At 64.9% G+C, this 15,953-nt stretch carries 13 protein-coding genes; 9 read left to right on the forward strand and 4 right to left on the reverse strand.

The genetic code is table 11. The annotated features are described in order from the left end of the window. The first annotated feature begins 2 nt into the window (after window positions 1–2). From kdpB to ACOSV0_RS05145, 9 genes are all read left to right on the forward strand, one after another. On the forward strand, window positions 3–2,087 hold the full coding sequence (gene kdpB, locus ACOSV0_RS05105) for a potassium-transporting ATPase subunit KdpB (RefSeq protein WP_434109151.1): 2,085 nt from the start codon (window positions 3–5) through the stop codon (window positions 2,085–2,087). A 30-nt stretch (window positions 2,088–2,117) separates the two neighbouring features. Beyond that, complete coding sequence (gene kdpC / locus ACOSV0_RS05110; RefSeq protein WP_434109152.1) at window positions 2,118–2,696, forward strand: potassium-transporting ATPase subunit KdpC; 579 nt, start codon at window positions 2,118–2,120, stop codon at window positions 2,694–2,696. A gap of 233 nt (window positions 2,697–2,929) precedes the next feature. Continuing rightward, a complete protein-coding gene (locus ACOSV0_RS05115) occupies window positions 2,930–5,764 on the forward strand; it encodes a DUF4118 domain-containing protein (protein ID WP_434109153.1) in 2,835 nt (944 codons plus the stop codon). Next, a complete protein-coding gene (gene kdpE, locus ACOSV0_RS05120) occupies window positions 5,757–6,455 on the forward strand; it encodes a two-component system response regulator KdpE (RefSeq protein ID WP_434109154.1) in 699 nt (232 codons plus the stop codon). The genes ACOSV0_RS05115 and kdpE overlap by 8 nt, the downstream gene beginning before the upstream one ends. Before the next feature lie 143 nt (window positions 6,456–6,598). Beyond that, window positions 6,599–6,919: a quaternary ammonium compound efflux SMR transporter SugE gene (gene sugE / locus ACOSV0_RS05125; RefSeq protein ID WP_054034983.1), complete on the forward strand. Its 321-nt coding sequence runs from the start codon at window positions 6,599–6,601 to the stop codon at window positions 6,917–6,919. A gap of 247 nt (window positions 6,920–7,166) precedes the next feature. Further along, window positions 7,167–7,778, forward strand: coding sequence for a DUF4126 domain-containing protein (locus ACOSV0_RS05130; RefSeq protein WP_169489237.1), 612 nt, complete (start codon window positions 7,167–7,169; stop codon window positions 7,776–7,778). Further along, window positions 7,775–10,351, forward strand: a complete 2,577-nt coding sequence (locus ACOSV0_RS05135; RefSeq protein ID WP_434109155.1) for an ABC transporter permease — start codon at window positions 7,775–7,777, stop codon at window positions 10,349–10,351. The genes ACOSV0_RS05130 and ACOSV0_RS05135 overlap by 4 nt, the downstream gene beginning before the upstream one ends. A gap of 22 nt (window positions 10,352–10,373) precedes the next feature. After that, window positions 10,374–10,787 carry a group II truncated hemoglobin gene (locus tag ACOSV0_RS05140; protein ID WP_325043844.1) on the forward strand — a complete coding sequence of 138 codons (414 nt, stop codon included), beginning with the start codon at window positions 10,374–10,376 and terminating at the stop codon, window positions 10,785–10,787. Further along, window positions 10,780–11,394, forward strand: coding sequence for a DUF924 family protein (locus tag ACOSV0_RS05145; protein ID WP_434109157.1), 615 nt, complete (start codon window positions 10,780–10,782; stop codon window positions 11,392–11,394). The genes ACOSV0_RS05140 and ACOSV0_RS05145 overlap by 8 nt, the downstream gene beginning before the upstream one ends. Window positions 11,395–11,456: 62 nt before the next feature. Here ACOSV0_RS05145 and ACOSV0_RS05150 read toward each other — a convergent pair whose 3' ends face one another. The 4 genes from ACOSV0_RS05150 to ACOSV0_RS05165 form a co-directional block, all read right to left on the reverse strand. Next, window positions 11,457–13,454, reverse strand: a complete 1,998-nt coding sequence (locus ACOSV0_RS05150; protein WP_434109158.1) for an ArnT family glycosyltransferase — start codon at window positions 13,452–13,454, stop codon at window positions 11,457–11,459. A gap of 250 nt (window positions 13,455–13,704) precedes the next feature. Next, window positions 13,705–14,451 carry an SDR family oxidoreductase gene (locus tag ACOSV0_RS05155; RefSeq protein WP_434109160.1) on the reverse strand — a complete coding sequence of 249 codons (747 nt, stop codon included), beginning with the start codon at window positions 14,449–14,451 and terminating at the stop codon, window positions 13,705–13,707. Between the two features lie 80 nt (window positions 14,452–14,531). Continuing rightward, a complete protein-coding gene (locus tag ACOSV0_RS05160; RefSeq protein ID WP_434109161.1) occupies window positions 14,532–15,116 on the reverse strand; it encodes a TIGR00730 family Rossman fold protein in 585 nt (194 codons plus the stop codon). Between the two features lie 2 nt (window positions 15,117–15,118). After that, window positions 15,119–15,844 (reverse strand): TetR/AcrR family transcriptional regulator, encoded by a 726-nt coding sequence (locus ACOSV0_RS05165; RefSeq protein WP_054034977.1) that lies wholly within the window; start codon window positions 15,842–15,844, stop codon window positions 15,119–15,121. Between the last annotated feature and the right edge of the window lie 109 nt (window positions 15,845–15,953).

Genomic DNA, 15,953 nt, shown 5'->3' on the forward strand with positions numbered 1-15,953 from the left:
CAATGACTGAACATAATGCAACCAGGTCCATGTTCGACCCGGCGCTGCTGCGCCCGGCGATCGTGGACTCCTTCAAAAAGCTCACGCCGCGCACGCAGTTCCGTAACCCGGTGATGTTCTGCGTGTACGTCGGCAGTATTCTGACGACCATTCTGTGGATCGCCGCGCTCGGCGGCCAGGCCGAGGCGCCCGCGGGCTTCATTCTCGCGGTCACCTTGTGGCTGTGGTTCACGGTGCTGTTCGCGAACTTCGCGGAGGCGCTCGCCGAAGGCCGCTCCAAGGCCCAGGCCGCGTCGCTGCGCAGCGCGAAGAAAGACGTGATGGCCAAGAAGCTCAACGAGCCGCATCCGAAGTCGCCGATCCGTATTCTGACGGCGTCCGATCTGCGTAAAGGCGACGTCGTGCTGGTCGAAACCGGCGACGTGATTCCGGCTGACGGCGAAGTGATCGACGGTGTCGCGTCGGTCGACGAATCGGCGATCACGGGTGAATCCGCGCCGGTGATCCGCGAGTCGGGCGGCGACTTTTCGTCGGTGACGGGCGGCACGCGCGTGCTGTCGGACTGGATTGTCGTGCGTGTTACGGCGAATCCGGGCGAGGCCTTCCTCGACCGCATGATCGCGATGGTCGAAGGCGCCAAGCGTCAGAAAACGCCGAACGAAATCGCGCTGACGATTCTGCTGGTCGCGTTGACGATCGTGATGTTGCTCGCTACCGCCACGCTGCTGCCGTTCTCGATGTTCTCCGTCGAAGCTGCGAAAGCGGGTCACGTGGTCACGATTACCGCGCTGGTCGCGCTGCTGGTGTGTCTGATTCCGACCACCATCGGCGGCTTGCTGTCCGCGATCGGTGTGGCTGGGATGAGCCGGATGATGCAGGCGAACGTGATCGCCACCTCGGGCCGTGCTGTTGAAGCCGCGGGTGACGTCGACGTGTTGCTGCTCGACAAGACCGGTACGATCACGCTCGGTAACCGTCAGGCATCGCAATTTGTGCCGGCGCCCGGCTTGACCGAAGAAGCGCTCGCCGATGCAGCCCAGCTTTCGTCGCTCGCCGACGAAACGCCGGAAGGCCGCAGCATCGTCGTGCTGGCCAAGCAGCGTTTCAATATCCGTCAACGCGATATGGGCTCGCTGCATGCGGTGTTCCTCGCGTTCACGGCGCAAACGCGCATGAGCGGTGTCGACCTGCCGGGCCGCGAAATCCGCAAGGGTGCGGCTGACGCGGTGAAGCACTACGTCGAAGTAAATGGCGGCCGTTTCCCGAACGAAGTCAGCACGGCAGTAGCCGAAGTCGCGCGCCGCGGCAGCACGCCGCTGGTGGTCGCCGAGAAAGGCGAGCAGGGCGCACGCGTGCTCGGCGTGATCGAACTGAAGGACGTGGTGAAGGGCGGCATCAAGGAGCGCTTTGCCGAACTGCGCAAGATGGGTATCAAGACCATCATGGTGACGGGCGACAACCGCCTGACGGCAGCAGCGATTGCAGCCGAAGCAGGCGTCGACGATTTCCTCGCCGAAGCCACGCCGGAAGCCAAGCTCGCGACGATTCGCTCGCACCAGGCCGAAGGTCGTCTGGTGGCGATGACCGGCGACGGCACTAACGACGCCCCGGCGCTCGCACAGGCCGACGTCGCGGTGGCGATGAACACCGGCACGCAGGCCGCGAAAGAAGCCGGCAACATGGTCGACCTCGATTCGAATCCGACCAAGCTGATCGAGATCGTCGAGATCGGTAAGCAGATGCTGATGACGCGCGGCTCGCTCACCACGTTCTCGATTGCCAACGACGTCGCCAAGTACTTCGCGATCATTCCGGCGGCGTTCGCGACCACCTATCCGGCACTGAACGCGCTGAACGTGATGCATCTGGCCACGCCGGCTTCCGCGATTATGTCGGCGGTGATTTTCAACGCGCTGATCATCGTGCTGCTGATCCCACTGGCGCTCAAAGGCGTGCGTTATCGCGCGCTGGGCGCGGCGATCCTGCTGCGCCGCAATCTGCTGATCTACGGTTTGGGCGGGATTATCGTGCCGTTCATCGGCATCAAGCTGATCGATATGGTGCTGGCCGCATTCGGCTGGGTTTGAGCAGCGGCTGTTTAAGAGGAATTACTCATCATGAAAAATCTGTTCCGTCCGTTGATCGTGATTTTCGCGGTGCTGACCGCCGTCACCGGACTCGCTTATCCCGCCGTGATGACCGCGGTCGGTCAGGCGGCTTTCCACGATCAGGCTAACGGCAGCATGCTCGAGCAGGACGGCAAAGTGGTCGGCTCGAAGCTGATCGGCCAGCAGTTCGATGCGCCGCAGTACTTCTGGGGCCGTCTGTCCGCCACCAGCCCGATGCCGTACAACCCGCAGAGCTCGGGCGGTTCGAACCTCGGGCCGACCAACCCGGCGCTGCTCGACGAAGTCAAAGGCCGCATCGACGCGCTGAAGGCTGCCGGCACGGATATGTCGAAGCCGGTGCCGGTCGATCTGGTGACGTCCTCGGGCAGCGGTCTCGATCCTGAGATCAGCCCGGCGGCCGCCGCGTATCAGATCGACCGCGTCGCCAAGGCGCGTAAGCTCGCTACGAACGATGTGCAGGCGCTGGTCGATCGTTATACGAGCGGTCGTCAGTTCGGTATTTTCGGTGAGCCGCGTGTGAACGTGCTGCAACTGAATCTGGCGCTCGATGAGATGAAACACGGTTGAGCGTCACTGACGCCGATAAGCGTGGTTGATGGCTGTGGTTCGAGGAGGCGGCGACCATGTGGTGCCGCCTTTGCCATTTGTTCGCGACTCCGCTTTTGCAGCGGGCCGCCTGGGCGCCGCATGTATCGCCGGCAACTGGCAGCCGGCGTGGCTGCTTGTGCCATTTGCGGCGCGGCCGCTGCCGTGCCACCATGCATGCACTATCGCTCGCCTTGCTATGAAAACCATTGAGCATGAACCGCCCCGATCCCGATGAACTGCTCGACAAGCTGCAACGCGACGAAGAGAAACGTCAGCGGGGCAGGCTGAAGATTTTCTTCGGCGCGTCGGCAGGCGTCGGCAAAACCTACGCGATGTTGCAGGCTGCGCGGCGCCGTGCCGATGAAGGTGCGGACGTGGTGGTCGGCATCGCCGAAACGCATGGCCGCAGCGAAACCGCCGCACTGCTCGACGGCCTCGACGTGCTGCCGCTCCAGCATATCGAGTATCGCGGCCGCAAGCTCGGCGAGTTCGATCTCGACGCCGCGCTCGCCCGCAAGCCGCAACTGATTCTCGTCGACGAACTCGCGCATTCGAATGTGCAGGGCGCGCGGCATCTGAAGCGCTGGCAGGACGTCTACGAACTGCTCGATGCGGGCATCGACGTCTACACCACGGTCAATGTCCAGCACCTCGAAAGCCTGAACGACGTGGTCGGCCAGATCACCGGCATCCGCGTCTGGGAGACGGTGCCCGACCGTGTGTTCGATCGTGCCGACGAAGTCACGCTGGTCGACCTGCCCGCCGAAGAACTGCTCGACCGGATGCGCGACGGCAAGGTGTATTTGCCGCAGCAGGCCGAGCGCGCGGTGCGCAACTTCTTTCGCAAGGGCAATCTGATCGCGTTGCGCGAGTTGGCGCTGCGCCGCACGGCCGATCGCGTCGATGCGCAAATGCGGGAATACCGCGCCGATCGTTCGATCCAGCGAATCTGGCAGGCGCGTGAGCGCTTGCTGGTGTGCATCGGTCCCGGCCCGGAAGCGCCCATGCTGGTGCGTGCGGCGGCGCGTCTCGCCGCCAGCCTGAAGGCCGACTGGATCGCCGTCTATGTGGAAACGCCCGCGCTGCAGCGTTTGCCCGACGCGCGCCGCGAACGCACGCTGAACGCCTTGAAGCTCGCCGCCGAACTCGGCGCCGAAACCGCGACGCTCGCCGGTACCGATGCGGTCGCCGCGCTGATCGGTTATGCGCAGGCTCGCAACGTCTCGAAGCTGGTGGCCGGTGCGTCGGCGCGCACGGGGCTCAAGCGCTGGCTGCGCCGTCCGCTCGGCGAGCGCATCGCCGAGCGCGCGGGCGATCTCGATCTCACGCTGATTCGCGCGTCGTCCGAACGTGACGGCGGGGAGCAGCGCCGCTTGCTGAACACCACCGCCAATGCGTGGCGCGAGGCGCTGAGCACGGCGCGCGAACGCCGTTCGCCGCCGCGCGCCTACGGCATCGCGCTGGCGATTTGCGCGGCCATCACGCTGCTGTCGAGCCAGTTGATCGACCATATCGATCTGACCAACCTCGTCATGCTGTACCTGCTTGGCGTGATCTTCACGGCCGTGAAGCTGGGGCGCGGGCCGGGTGTCGTGCTGTCGTTCCTGAGCGTGGCCGCATTCGATTTCTTCTTCGTGCCGCCGCGCATGTCGCTCTCAGTGTCCGATACGCAATATCTGCTGACCTTCATCGGCATGCTGCTGACGTCGCTCGTCATCAGCCATCTCACGTCGAGCTTGCGCCGCGAGGCGAGCGTGGCGCGGCGCCGCGAGCAACGCACCGGTGCGATGTATGCGATGGCGCGTGAGCTGGCGGCGGCGCTCACCATGGAGCAGATCGTCGGCATCGGCAGCCGGCACGTGAGCGAGGTGTTCGGCGCGCGCGTCGCGATTCTGTTGCCGGACAGCGCCGACCAGGTGAAGCAGAAGATCGAGGACCCGGACGCGACGATCACGCTCGAAGGCGAGATGCTCGATAGCGACGTCGGCCAATGGGTCTACGACCAGCAGAAGCCGGCCGGGCACGGCACCGATACGCTGCCGGCCGCCGCCGCGCTGTACCTGCCGCTGAAAGCGCCGATGCGTACACGCGGCGTGCTCGCAGTCGTGATGCGCGACGAGCGCGAGCTGGACGTGCCCGAGCAGCAGCGCATGCTCGACGCGTTCGCCGCGCAAATCGCGCTGGCTCTCGAGCGTGTGCACTACGTCGACATTGCGCGCGATGCGCTCGTCAATATGGAATCGGAGCGTTTGCGCAATTCGCTGCTGTCGGCGATTTCGCACGACCTGCGTACGCCGTTGACGACAATCGTCGGCTTCTCGTCGATGCTGGCGCAATCGCGCGAGGCGCATCCCGGTGCGCAACCCGGCGACGATCTCGTTGAAGCGATTCATGAAGAAGCGCTGCGCATGACCGGCATCGTCACCAATCTGCTCGACATGGCGCGCTTGCAGGCAGGCAGCCTGCAACTGAACCAGCAATGGACGCTGCTTGAAGAAACGGTGGGCGCCGCGCTGCGCGCCTGCAAACGCGTGCTGGCGAATCATCCGGTGCAGGTGAAGCTGCCTGCGGATTTGCCGCTGCTGCATCTCGATGCCGTGCTGATGGAGCGGCTCTTTTCCAACCTGTTCGAGAACGCGGCCAAATACACGCCGCCGGACACGCCGTTGACGATCGGCGCGCAACGTCTCGACGCGGACGGCAAGTCGTTCGTCCGCGTCGCGATCGACGATAACGGCCCTGGTCTGCCGGCCGGCATGGAAGCGCGTGTGTTCGAGAAATTCACGCGCGGCGAGAAAGAGTCGGCCAAGCCGGGCATCGGCCTTGGCCTTGCGATCTGCCGCGCAATCGTGGAAGCGCACGGCGGTACAATCGGCGCGCTCAATCGCGTGTCCGCGGACGGCCGCATCGAAGGCGCGCGCTTCTGGTTCACGCTGCCGGTGGAAACGCCGCCCGAAGCGCCGGACGCGCTGGAAGACGAAGGCGCCGACGCCTTGCCCGACCTCGATTCAACTCCTAATCCGCTTTCCAAGCCCAGCCATGAGTGACCCGAGCATCACAGTCGTCCTGATTGAAGACGAAAAGCAGATTCGCCGCTTCGTGCGAACCGCGCTGGAAGGCGAGGGCATCGTCGTGCACGACGCCGAGACCGGCAAGCAAGGTCTCGTCGAAGCCGCGACGCGCAAGCCCGATCTCGTCATCGTCGATCTCGGTCTGCCCGACACCGACGGTCTCGACGTGATTCGCGAATTGCGCGGCTGGAGCGAATTGCCGGTGATCGTGTTGTCGGCCCGTACCCAGGAAACCGAGAAAGTCGCCGCGCTCGACGCCGGCGCGGACGATTACCTCACCAAGCCGTTCGGCGTCTCCGAACTGCTGGCGCGAATCCGCGCGCATATGCGCCGGCGCAATCAGGGCGGAGCGAATGAATCGCCGGTGGTGCGCTTCGGCGCGGTGACGGTCGACCTGGCTTTGCGTCAGGTGAGCCGCGACGGCGCCGCCGTCCATCTCACACCGATCGAATACCGCCTGCTTGCGACGCTGGTGCGTCACGCCGGCCGCGTGCTGACGCACCGGCAATTGCTGCGCGACGTGTGGGGGCCCTCGCATGTCGAGAGTCATCACTATCTGCGGATTTATATGGCGCATCTGCGCGGGAAACTGGAGCGCGATCCGGCGCAACCGGAGCATATCGTCACGGAAACGGGCGTGGGATACCGGCTGGTGGGCTCGGTTTGAGCCCGCCGGGGGCGTCCGCCGCGCCCTTGCGGCTCTCGCTACGGCAAGGCGGCAGGCTATTTTGATATAATTACAGTTCGTAAGGACGACCTTGCGCATCTGTTACGAACGGGGACGGCCCCATCTGACCATGGAGCTGTCTCATGTCCTGGATTCTTCTGCTGATTGCCGGTTTGCTCGAAGTCGCGTGGGCGGCCGGTCTCAAAACCTCCGAAGGCTTTACCCGGCTCTGGCCGTCCGTGTTCACGATCGTGACCGCGCTCGGCAGCTTCGTGCTGCTCGCCATGGCCATGCGCCAGTTGCCGCTCGGCACGGCCTACGCCGTGTGGACGGGGATCGGCGCGGTGGGCGCGTTTATCTTCGGCATCGTCATGATGGGCGAGGCTTTGACGGTCGCGCGGGTGGCCAGCGCGGCGCTGATTGTGATCGGATTGATCGGTTTGAAGCTGTCGTCGGGGCATTGAGCCTTTGTTCCCTGACGGGGCTGGCGTGTTCGCGTGCGCACGAACCGCGCAATTAGAGTCCGCCATTTGTTAGCCGCTCTGCGTTCTGCGAATTAACGTGGCTATAATGAGATTGAATCCAACCTGAAATTGCCCGCGTCCTATTTGGCGCGGCCGGCTTGGCGCGGGTCTGACGACTTCGGTGCGGCGGCTCCCTTTCCTTTGCCCGTCGAAGCGCCCGGCACGCACAGCGCGCCTGGAGGCGGCCATGCTTGAATCACTTTCGCTCGCTGCGGGCCTCTCATGGGGCAGCGGTCTGCGCCTCTATCTGACAGTCCTGCTGGCCGGCGTGTTTGCACGCCTGGGCTTCATCCATCTACCCGATACGCTGTCCGCACTGTCCTCGCCGTGGGTGATCGGCGTGGCCGGCGTGCTGACGGTCACTGAATTTCTCGCCGACAAAATCCCCGCGTTCGATTCCTTATGGGACGCGGTCCATACTTTTATCCGCATTCCGGCCGGCGCCGTCCTGGCAGCCGGCGCGCTCGGCCATGCCGATCCAGCGCTGCTGACCGTCGCGGCACTCGCGGGCGGCACGCTGGCGGGCACCGCGCATCTGGCGAAAGCGGGCACCCGCGCGTTGATCAACCTGTCGCCGGAACCGGTGTCGAATGTCGTGACCTCGACCGCTGAAGACGGCCTCGTGTTCGGCGGCATGCTGCTCGCGCTGTTCGTGCCGGTGCTGTTCCTGGTGTTGATGGTGGGCTTCCTGATGTTGGCCGGCTGGGCGTTGCCGCGGCTGTGGCGCGGCGTGCAGGGCGGTTTTCGCGGGATGGCGACGCACATGGTGTCGCGCTTTGCCAGGAGCAGGCACGATTGAGCGATACGGGACGAGGTGTGACGGCGCGCGCCAAGGCCGCGCGCCGGTTGGGCGGCGGGGATCTGTTGCGGCAGGCTATCCGCATGACGGCGCGCGACTGGCGCGCGGGCGAACTGACGATGCTGCTGCTGGCGCTGGTACTGGCCGTCGCGGCGCTGTCGAGTGTCGGCTTTCTGGCTGACCGCCTGCATCAGGGGCTTGAGCGCGATGCGCGGCGCATGATCGCCGCCGATTTCATCGTTCGCGCCGATCATCCGGTTGATCCGCAGTTTGCGCAGCAAGCCACGGCACTCGGTCTGAATACCGCCAGCACGGCGATCTTTCCCAGCATGATCAACTCGGCCGGTGCGCAGCCGGTCTCGCGGCTGGCCGCCATCAAGGCGGTGTCGCCGGGTTATCCGTTGCGCGGCGCGTTGCGGATTGCGTCGGCGCCGGGCGCGACGGATCATCCTACCCAATCGATTCCAGCGCCGGGCACGGTCTGGGTCGACCAGGCATTGCTCGATGCATTGAAACTGCATGTCGGCGATGCCGTGAAGGTCGGCAATCGCAGCTTCACGATCGGCGCGATCATCACCCGCGAGCTCGACCGAGGTTTCTCGTTCGTCAATTTTTCGCCGCGTTTGATGCTGCGTGCCGACGATGTCCAGTCGACCGGCCTCATCACTTTCGGCAGCCGCGTGACTTACCGCTTGCTGGTGGCGGGCGCGGATGCATCGGTGGCGCGCTTCGCTCAATTCGCGCACGACAAGGTGGACGGCGGCAAGATGCGCGGCGTCGCGCTCGAGTCCTTGCAGGACGGTCAGCCGCAAGTGCGTCAGACGCTCGACCGCGCGAGCCACTTCCTGACGCTGGTCTCGCTGCTCACCGCGTTGCTCGCGGCGGTGGCGATCGCGATGGCCGCGCACCGGTATATGCGCCGCCATCTGGACGGTTGCGCGGCGATGCGCTGTCTGGGTGTCAGTCAGGCCACGTTGCGTGCGCTGTTCACGCTTGAATTCGTGGGGCTGGGTTTGATCGGCGGCGCGCTTGGTGTGGCGCTCGGTTATCTGGGACATCTGGTCTTGCTGACGTGGCTCGGCAGTCTGATCGACGTCGTGTTGCCGTATCCGACCGCATGGCCCGCGCTCGAAGGAATTGCAGCCGGTCTCGTGCTGTTGCTCGGTTTCGCGCTGCCGCCGCTGTTGCCGTTGACGCGCGTGCCGCCGGTGCGTGTGCTGCGTCGCGAATGGGGCGATGCGGGGCGCACCGCCTGGGCCGCCTACGCGCTCGGCATTGTGCTGTTCGCCGCGCTTCTGATCGTCGCAGCGGGCGAGTTGAAGCTCGGCGGCATCGTCGCGGGCGGCTTCGCCGGTGGACTGCTGGTGTTCGCGTGCATCGCGCGGCTGGCGTTGTGGGGCGCGTCGCGTTTCGTGCGCAGCGAGCGTGTGAATGCGGGCATCGGCTGGCGCTACGCGCTGGCCTCGCTGGAGCGGCGCAGCGGCGCGAGTGCGTTGCAGATCACCGCGCTCGGCATCGGTCTGATGTGCCTGTTGCTGATCGCGATGACGCGCAACGACCTGGTGGCCGGCTGGCGCAAATCGACGCCGCCCGATGCGCCGAACGAATTCATCATCGATATTCAGCCCGACCAGCGCGAAGCCGTTACGCAGTATCTGAGCACGCACGGCGTGCCCGGCACGGTGCTCTCGCCGATGGTGCGCGGCCGGCTGATCGCGATCAACGGCAAGCCGGTCAATCCGGATTCGTTCAAGGGCGACGATGCGAAGCGGCTCGTCGACCGCGAATTCAATCTGTCGTACACAACCGAGCTGCCCGACGACAACCGCCTGTCTGCCGGCACATGGTATGGCGATACCAAGACGCCGCAGATTTCGATCGAGCAGGGGCTCGCGAAGCTGATCAGCGTGAAGCCCGGCGACACGCTGCGCTTCGACGTGACAGGCCTGCAAATCGACGCGCCGGTGACGAGTGTGCGCAAGCTCGACTGGGGCTCGTTCAAGGTCAACTTTTTCGTGTTGATGCCGCCGGCGGCCTTGCAGGATTTCCCGGCGACGTTCATCACGAGTTTCCACTTACCGTCGGAAAAGCAATCGACGATCGACGGACTGATCGCCGCCTATCCGAACCTCACGGCAATCGACACCGGTCCGATTCTGGCGCAGGTGCAGCGCGTGTTGCAGCAGGTGATCGGCGCCGTGCAATTCCTGTTTGCATTCACGCTGGCGGCCGGCGTGCTGGTGTTGTACGCGGCGCTGGCCGGCACCCGCGATGAGCGTATGCGAGAATCCGCGCTGCTGCGCGCGCTGGGGGCCTCGCATCGCCAGGTGCGCGCGGTGCAGATCGCCGAATTCGTGGCGGTTGGCGCGCTGGCCGGGTTGATGGCGGCGCTCGGCGCGCAGGTGATCGGCTGGCAACTGGCGACGCGCGTGTTCGAGTTTTATCTGGCCTTCGATCCGTGGTTATTGCCGGCGGGCATTGCGGCCGGCATTGCCTGTGCGGGCGTGGGCGGCTGGCTAAGCCTGCGGCATGTGCTGGCGCGCCCCGCGTTGCAATCGCTGCGGGACGCGTGAATTTTCTATTTTGTGATTGGGTATGAGCGAACTTAACGACGAAGTGTCCGCCGCACAGCCGACGGCCTTCGAACTGGTGGGCGGCGAAGCGCGCGTGCGCGAACTGGTCGACCGCTTTTACGACTTGATGGATCTCGAAGCGGAATTCGCCGGGATTCGCGCCTTGCATCCGGAGTCGCTCGACGGCTCGCGCGATAAGTTTTTCTGGTTCCTGTGCGGCTGGATGGGTGGGCCCGATCATTACATCAGCCGCTTCGGGCATCCCAGGCTGAGGGCGCGGCACATGCCGTTTCCGATCGCGTCCAGCGAGCGGGATCAGTGGCTTCGCTGCATGGCATGGGCGATGGAAGACGTCGGGCTTGCCGAGCCGTTGAGAGAGCGCTTGCTGGCGTCGTTCTTCGAGACCGCGGACTGGATGCGCAATCGCAATGGTTGAGAGGGGAGCGGAACCGGAAGCGGCAGAGGATGCAGAGGCGCGTGCGGTCCTGGACTGCTGGTTCGGCGCCCCGAATACGCCCGGCTTCGGCCACGCGCGCAAGCTCTGGTTCTCCCGCGACAAGGTTTTCGATGCGATGCTGCTGGAACGCTTCGGGACGCTCATCGACGCGGCGCGCGAAGGCGCCCTCGACAGTTGGACAGTAACGCCGCTCGGCGCGTTGGCGCTGGTCATCGTGCTGGATCAGTTTTCCCGCAATTGCTATCGCGATACGTCGCGTGCTTTTGCTGCCGATCACAAAGCGCTGCTTATCGCGCAACAGATGATCGCAAGCGGCGCCGATCTTCTATTGCCGGGCGTGCATCATCGCGCGTTCGTGTATCTGCCGTTCGAACACGACGAGACGCTTGCGAGCCAGCGTGAATCGATGCGCCTGTTCACTCAGTTGAAGGCCGAGCCGGGCGGCGCGTCGTACTACTCCTCGGCGGTCCGGCACGCCAGAATCATCGAGCGCTTCGGACGCTTTCCCCATCGCAATGCGCAGCTCGGGCGGCCTTCGACGGCTGAAGAAACCGTTTTCCTGAAAGGGCCCGGCTCGTCGTTCTAAAGGCAAAGCAGGCGCATAAGCATACGCAGACGCGCCGGCCAGGTGTCATCTGGCGCGATGTCCTAATCGTCGCGCTCGGGCGCCGCCGGAGTCCGCACGAACACCCGCAGCAGTTCGTCGGTGTCGCCTGGCCGCGCGCCCGACCAGAACAGCCGCCAGTCGCCGGCCGGCATGCGTGCATTGTCGCGGCGGCTCTCTTCGATCAGCCACGTGCACTCGGTCGTCGCCGTGTTGGCGGTCGGTTGATGCTCGATGCCGGTGTAGTAGTACAGCATCGGCGCTTCGGATTCGCCGAGTCCCGTGCTGGCCATGCAATCGCCATCGTTCCATTCGATATTCATGCGGGCGCCGAGTTCTTCGAACACGGAGCGGTAGCTCTTCGCATAGTCGAGCCATGGCAGCAGCAGCGTGCTCACCAGCCCCCACGCGAGAATCGCGCCCGCGCACCAGCTCAGCGCGCCACGCCATTTGCCGGTGTATTTGAAGACCGGCAGCAGCCACAGCCAGCCGAGCGTCATCAGCAGCGCGGCCGCGATCATCCCGGGCCTGACCGGCAGGACCCAGTCGAGCGGCAACCAGCGGCCGAGCCGGTGCAGCGACGCATGCGTGTTGGCCGGATCGCTCATGATCGACCAGATGATCCACGCGAGCGCGGCGGTGCTGCCGAACAGGATGCGGCTCGTCATGTCCCAGCTCGCGTGCACACGCCGCGGCAGTTTTTCGATGCCTTGCATCGCCAGCAGGGCGAGCGGGGCGATGAACGGCAGGATGTACAGCTCACGCACCGTCGCCGAGCTTTGCAGGACGGCGAAACCCGTCCCCGCGAAGATCACCGGCAGCGCCACACGCGGATCGCGCCAGCGGCGCCAGGCGCCGCCTGCGAGTGCGACCAGCGCCAGCGGTACGACCGGAAAGCCGACGCTCAGCACGGTGCGCAGCACGAACAGACGGCTCTCGTTTTCAGAGCCCAGTTCCGCCACCGAAAAGCCGAAGAAGCGGCCGATATTGTTGTCCCACAGCCAGACCTTGAAGAGCGCTTCGGAGCGCAGATAGAAACAGATCGGCCAGATCAGCGCGAAGGGCGCGCAGACCAGCGCGGCGATGCCGAGCGCCCCGGCAAAACTGCGCGTGCGGCAGGCGGGATACAGCACCAGCACCGCGACCGTGGTCGCGCCGAACACGAGTGGCACGAACAGGCCCTTCGCCAGCAGCGACACCCCCACGCCCGCGCCGAACATTGCCGCGCCGCTCAGAATCGCGTGGCGCCGGTGGCGTGCGTCGACCGGCAGCAGGCGCGCTTCGTCGCGCAGGTGCACCAGCACCAGTTCGAATAGTCCGCAGAAGCCGATCGCGGCGCCGGCCATCAGCGCGACGTCGGTCATCATGTCGTGTACGTGCTTGATGACGACGAGCGTGCTCGCGAATAACGCCAGCGTGCCGATCACGCGGACGTCGAGCCAGCTCGACGCGGCCACCGCGCGGCGCGCGACGCGTGCCGTGTAGTAGACGGTGAGGCCGGCGAAGAGCGCGCTCGCGAGGCGTGCGGCGTCATGCAAAGGCAGGTAGCGGCCGAACATCCATGCGAGGCCGGCGGCGACCCAGTCGTAGATGGGCGGCTTTTCGACGAAGGGTTGGCCGGCATTGGTCGGCACGACCAGATCGCCGGTGTCGAGCATGTGCTGGATGATGCCGAAGGTATAGGTCTCGTCCTGTTTCCACGGCTCGTGGCCCAGGATGCCCGGCAAAAGCCAGGCGCACAGGATCGCCAGTGCGATCAGCCATCGCATCGGACGGGCAGCCGTGAGCGCGCGCAAGCGCCGGGCTCCGCGCGAAGCGGGAGGCGCAGCGGCGGGCTCCGCGGAACCGGCCGGCGCGGCGGGTCTTGCGGGCGTCGAGGCGTCGGCTACGGTGGTGTTACCGGCCGGCAAAGCCGTGCCGGATTCGGCAGTGTGTGCCGGGTCGGGTTGTTTGTCCGGCGCGCTATCGGCAGGGCCGGCCGGTGCAGGCGTCGCAACCGCACCGTTCCCCGCGCGCCACGGCGCGGATGGGTTTTCGTACATGAGAATCTCTGGTCGCCGTACGCGGCGACGTGGGCCGCGGACTTATGCTGTGGCTGTGCGTCGCATGCGGTCGCGTGCGAACGCTGCGATTGTAGTCCTGGTTTATTACTGTGGATTACAGATAATGTAGGGAATATCGCGGCTAGTCAGACAGATCGCGCTGATTCCTCGTCAGATCGACGGGAATTCGGGGTGAGAAGGGGAGAAATCGGCCGCCGGGAGCCGTCGGCCGTGGGAACAGAAGAGGGATTCAGCGTCCGCCGGCGACGTCGAGCAGCGCGCCCGTCACATAGGAGGCGGCATCGCTCAGCAACCAGACGATCGACTCGGCGACTTCGTCGGCGCTGCCGGGACGGCCCAGCGGGGTTGTCGCGCCGAGCTGGGCGGCACGCTCGGGCTTGCCGCCGCTGGCGTGGATTTCAGTATCGATCAGCCCCGGCCGCACCGCGTTCACGCGCACGCCCTGCGGACCGAGTTCCTTGGCGAGGCCGATGGTCAGGGTGTCGACGGCGCCCTTGGAGCCGGCGTAGTCGATGTATTCGTTCGGCGAACCCAGACGCGCGGCCGCCGACGAGATATTCACGATCACGCCCCCCGCGCCGCCGCGTGTGGTCGACATCCGGCGCGCGCCTTCGCGTGCGCACAGATACGCGCCGAGCACGTTGACGTCGAACATGCGCTTCAGGCGTGCGAGGTCCATGTCCGCGAGCTGGCTCGACGGCGCGACGATCCCGGCATTGTTGACGAGCGCATCGAGTTGGCCGAACTTCTGCTGGAGCGCGTCGAACATCGCGATCACATCGGTCTCGCTGGCGACGTCGCCGGCAATCGGCACTGCACGGCCGCCGGCGCGTTCCACTTCAGCAACGGTTTCCTGCGCGGCCGCCAGATTCCGCGCGTAATTGACGCCGACCGACCAGCCGCGTGCGCCCAGCAAACGTGCGGTCGCGCGGCCAATGCCGCGGCTGCCGCCGGTGATCAGAACGGTTTTCGTCATCGCAACCTCATCCTCGGGTGTGTTCAGCAGGGGCAGTACGGCGGGTGTTCAGAAGGCCGGAGACGCGCAACAGGCGGAGATCAGACCGCGTCGCGTTTGATGGCCCATTTGTCGCTGACCGGCGGTTGATAGCGTTGCAGCTTGTCGATCAGCGCGACGGGATCGGCATCCCTTTGCAGGATGTCGAAGTAGGTCTGCCGCATGAAGCCCTCGTCTACCGTGTGCTTGAGCAGCGCGATCAGCGGATCGTAGAAGCCGTCGATATTCAGCAGTGCCACCGGCTTCTGGTGATAGCCGAGTTGCGCCCACGTATAGACCTCGAACAACTCTTCGAGCGTGCCCGCGCCGCCCGGCATCGCGACGAACGCGTCGGACAGATCGGCCATCATCTTCTTGCGATGATGCATATCGGGTACCACGTGCAACTCGGTCAGGCCGTTATGGCCGACTTCCTTGTTGACCAGCAACTCGGGAATCACGCCGATTGCGCGGCCGCCTTCGGCCATCACCGTATCGGCGATCACACCCATCAGGCCGACCTTGCCGCCGCCATAGACCAGCGCGAGATCGGCTTCGACCAGCGCGCGGCCGAACGCGCGCGCGGCTTCGGCATACAACGGTCTGGCTCCGTCGGAGGAGCCGCAATACACACACACCGACTTCATGCTCAAACGTCCTTCGGTTCGTTACGGGGCGCTGCCCCTTCCTTCGGCGGCAGGTAGTCGTAGAACTCGCGTTTGGGCAGCTTGCCCGACACGAGGTCGTCGAAAATCTGCCGTGAGCGGCCGCGCAGATAAGGCGCCATCAGCGACACGATCTGCACGCTCACCTGGTGCAGTTCGGCGCGAATCGTTTCCTGCTCGTTGTACTTGCGCGGGTTCATCACGAACTGATACGACAGCCAGTACGTGCCGATCACCCCGACGTTGGTGGCGATCACGTGCAACTCTTCCGGCGTGGCGACCATTTCTCCGTCGGCCACGAGCTGCTCGCAGAACTGGCTCGCAAAACGCACCTTGTGGCTGATGATCTGTTTGAAGTGCGTTTCGAGCGTGCGGTTGCGCGCCAGCAGATCGTTCAGATCACGATACAGGAAACGATAGCGCCAGGTGAAATCGACCATGTACTGCAGGTACGACCACATCTCGTCAATTGTTGCGCGGTGATCGTCGGGAAAGCGCAGACGCTTTTCGATCTCCTGCTCGAACTGACTGAAGATGCTGTTGATGATGTCGTCTTTGTTGCGGAAGTGGTAGTACAGATTGCCTGGACTGATTTCCATTTCCTCGGCGATCGTCGTTGTTGTGACGTTCGGTTCGCCGATCTCGTTGAACAGCTTCAACGAGAGCTCGAGTATCCGTTCGCGGGTGCGGCGGGGAGGTTTGGCTTCCATGTCGTCCGGCCCTGGTTTCGCCGGGCTGGGCGCGTGGCGGCATGCCGCTGTTGCGTGATCCACCCGGACGCGGTTGGTATTTTGATTGAGCGCCTCGACGGTTTTCCGT

The organism is Paraburkholderia caffeinilytica, from assembly GCF_051027425.1.
Lineage (GTDB): Bacteria > Pseudomonadota > Gammaproteobacteria > Burkholderiales > Burkholderiaceae > Paraburkholderia > Paraburkholderia caffeinilytica_A.

What these genes read in the sequence shown, in the direction of transcription:
- ACOSV0_RS05150 (WP_434109158.1), bottom strand. Translation starts at nt 13,454, where the DNA reads ATGTACGAAAACCCATCCGCGCCGTGGCGCGCGGGGAACGGTGCGGTT.
- ACOSV0_RS05140 (WP_325043844.1), top strand. Translation starts at nt 10,374, where the DNA reads ATGAGCGAACTTAACGACGAAGTGTCCGCCGCACAGCCGACGGCCTTC.
- ACOSV0_RS05165 (WP_054034977.1), bottom strand. Translation starts at nt 15,844, where the DNA reads ATGGAAGCCAAACCTCCCCGCCGCACCCGCGAACGGATACTCGAGCTC.
- ACOSV0_RS05145 (WP_434109157.1), top strand. Translation starts at nt 10,780, where the DNA reads ATGGTTGAGAGGGGAGCGGAACCGGAAGCGGCAGAGGATGCAGAGGCG.
- sugE (WP_054034983.1), top strand. Translation starts at nt 6,599, where the DNA reads ATGTCCTGGATTCTTCTGCTGATTGCCGGTTTGCTCGAAGTCGCGTGG.
- kdpE (WP_434109154.1), top strand. Translation starts at nt 5,757, where the DNA reads ATGAGTGACCCGAGCATCACAGTCGTCCTGATTGAAGACGAAAAGCAG.
- ACOSV0_RS05155 (WP_434109160.1), bottom strand. Translation starts at nt 14,451, where the DNA reads ATGACGAAAACCGTTCTGATCACCGGCGGCAGCCGCGGCATTGGCCGC.
- ACOSV0_RS05115 (WP_434109153.1), top strand. Translation starts at nt 2,930, where the DNA reads ATGAACCGCCCCGATCCCGATGAACTGCTCGACAAGCTGCAACGCGAC.
- ACOSV0_RS05130 (WP_169489237.1), top strand. Translation starts at nt 7,167, where the DNA reads ATGCTTGAATCACTTTCGCTCGCTGCGGGCCTCTCATGGGGCAGCGGT.
- kdpB (WP_434109151.1), top strand. Translation starts at nt 3, where the DNA reads ATGACTGAACATAATGCAACCAGGTCCATGTTCGACCCGGCGCTGCTG.
- kdpC (WP_434109152.1), top strand. Translation starts at nt 2,118, where the DNA reads ATGAAAAATCTGTTCCGTCCGTTGATCGTGATTTTCGCGGTGCTGACC.
- ACOSV0_RS05160 (WP_434109161.1), bottom strand. Translation starts at nt 15,116, where the DNA reads ATGAAGTCGGTGTGTGTGTATTGCGGCTCCTCCGACGGAGCCAGACCG.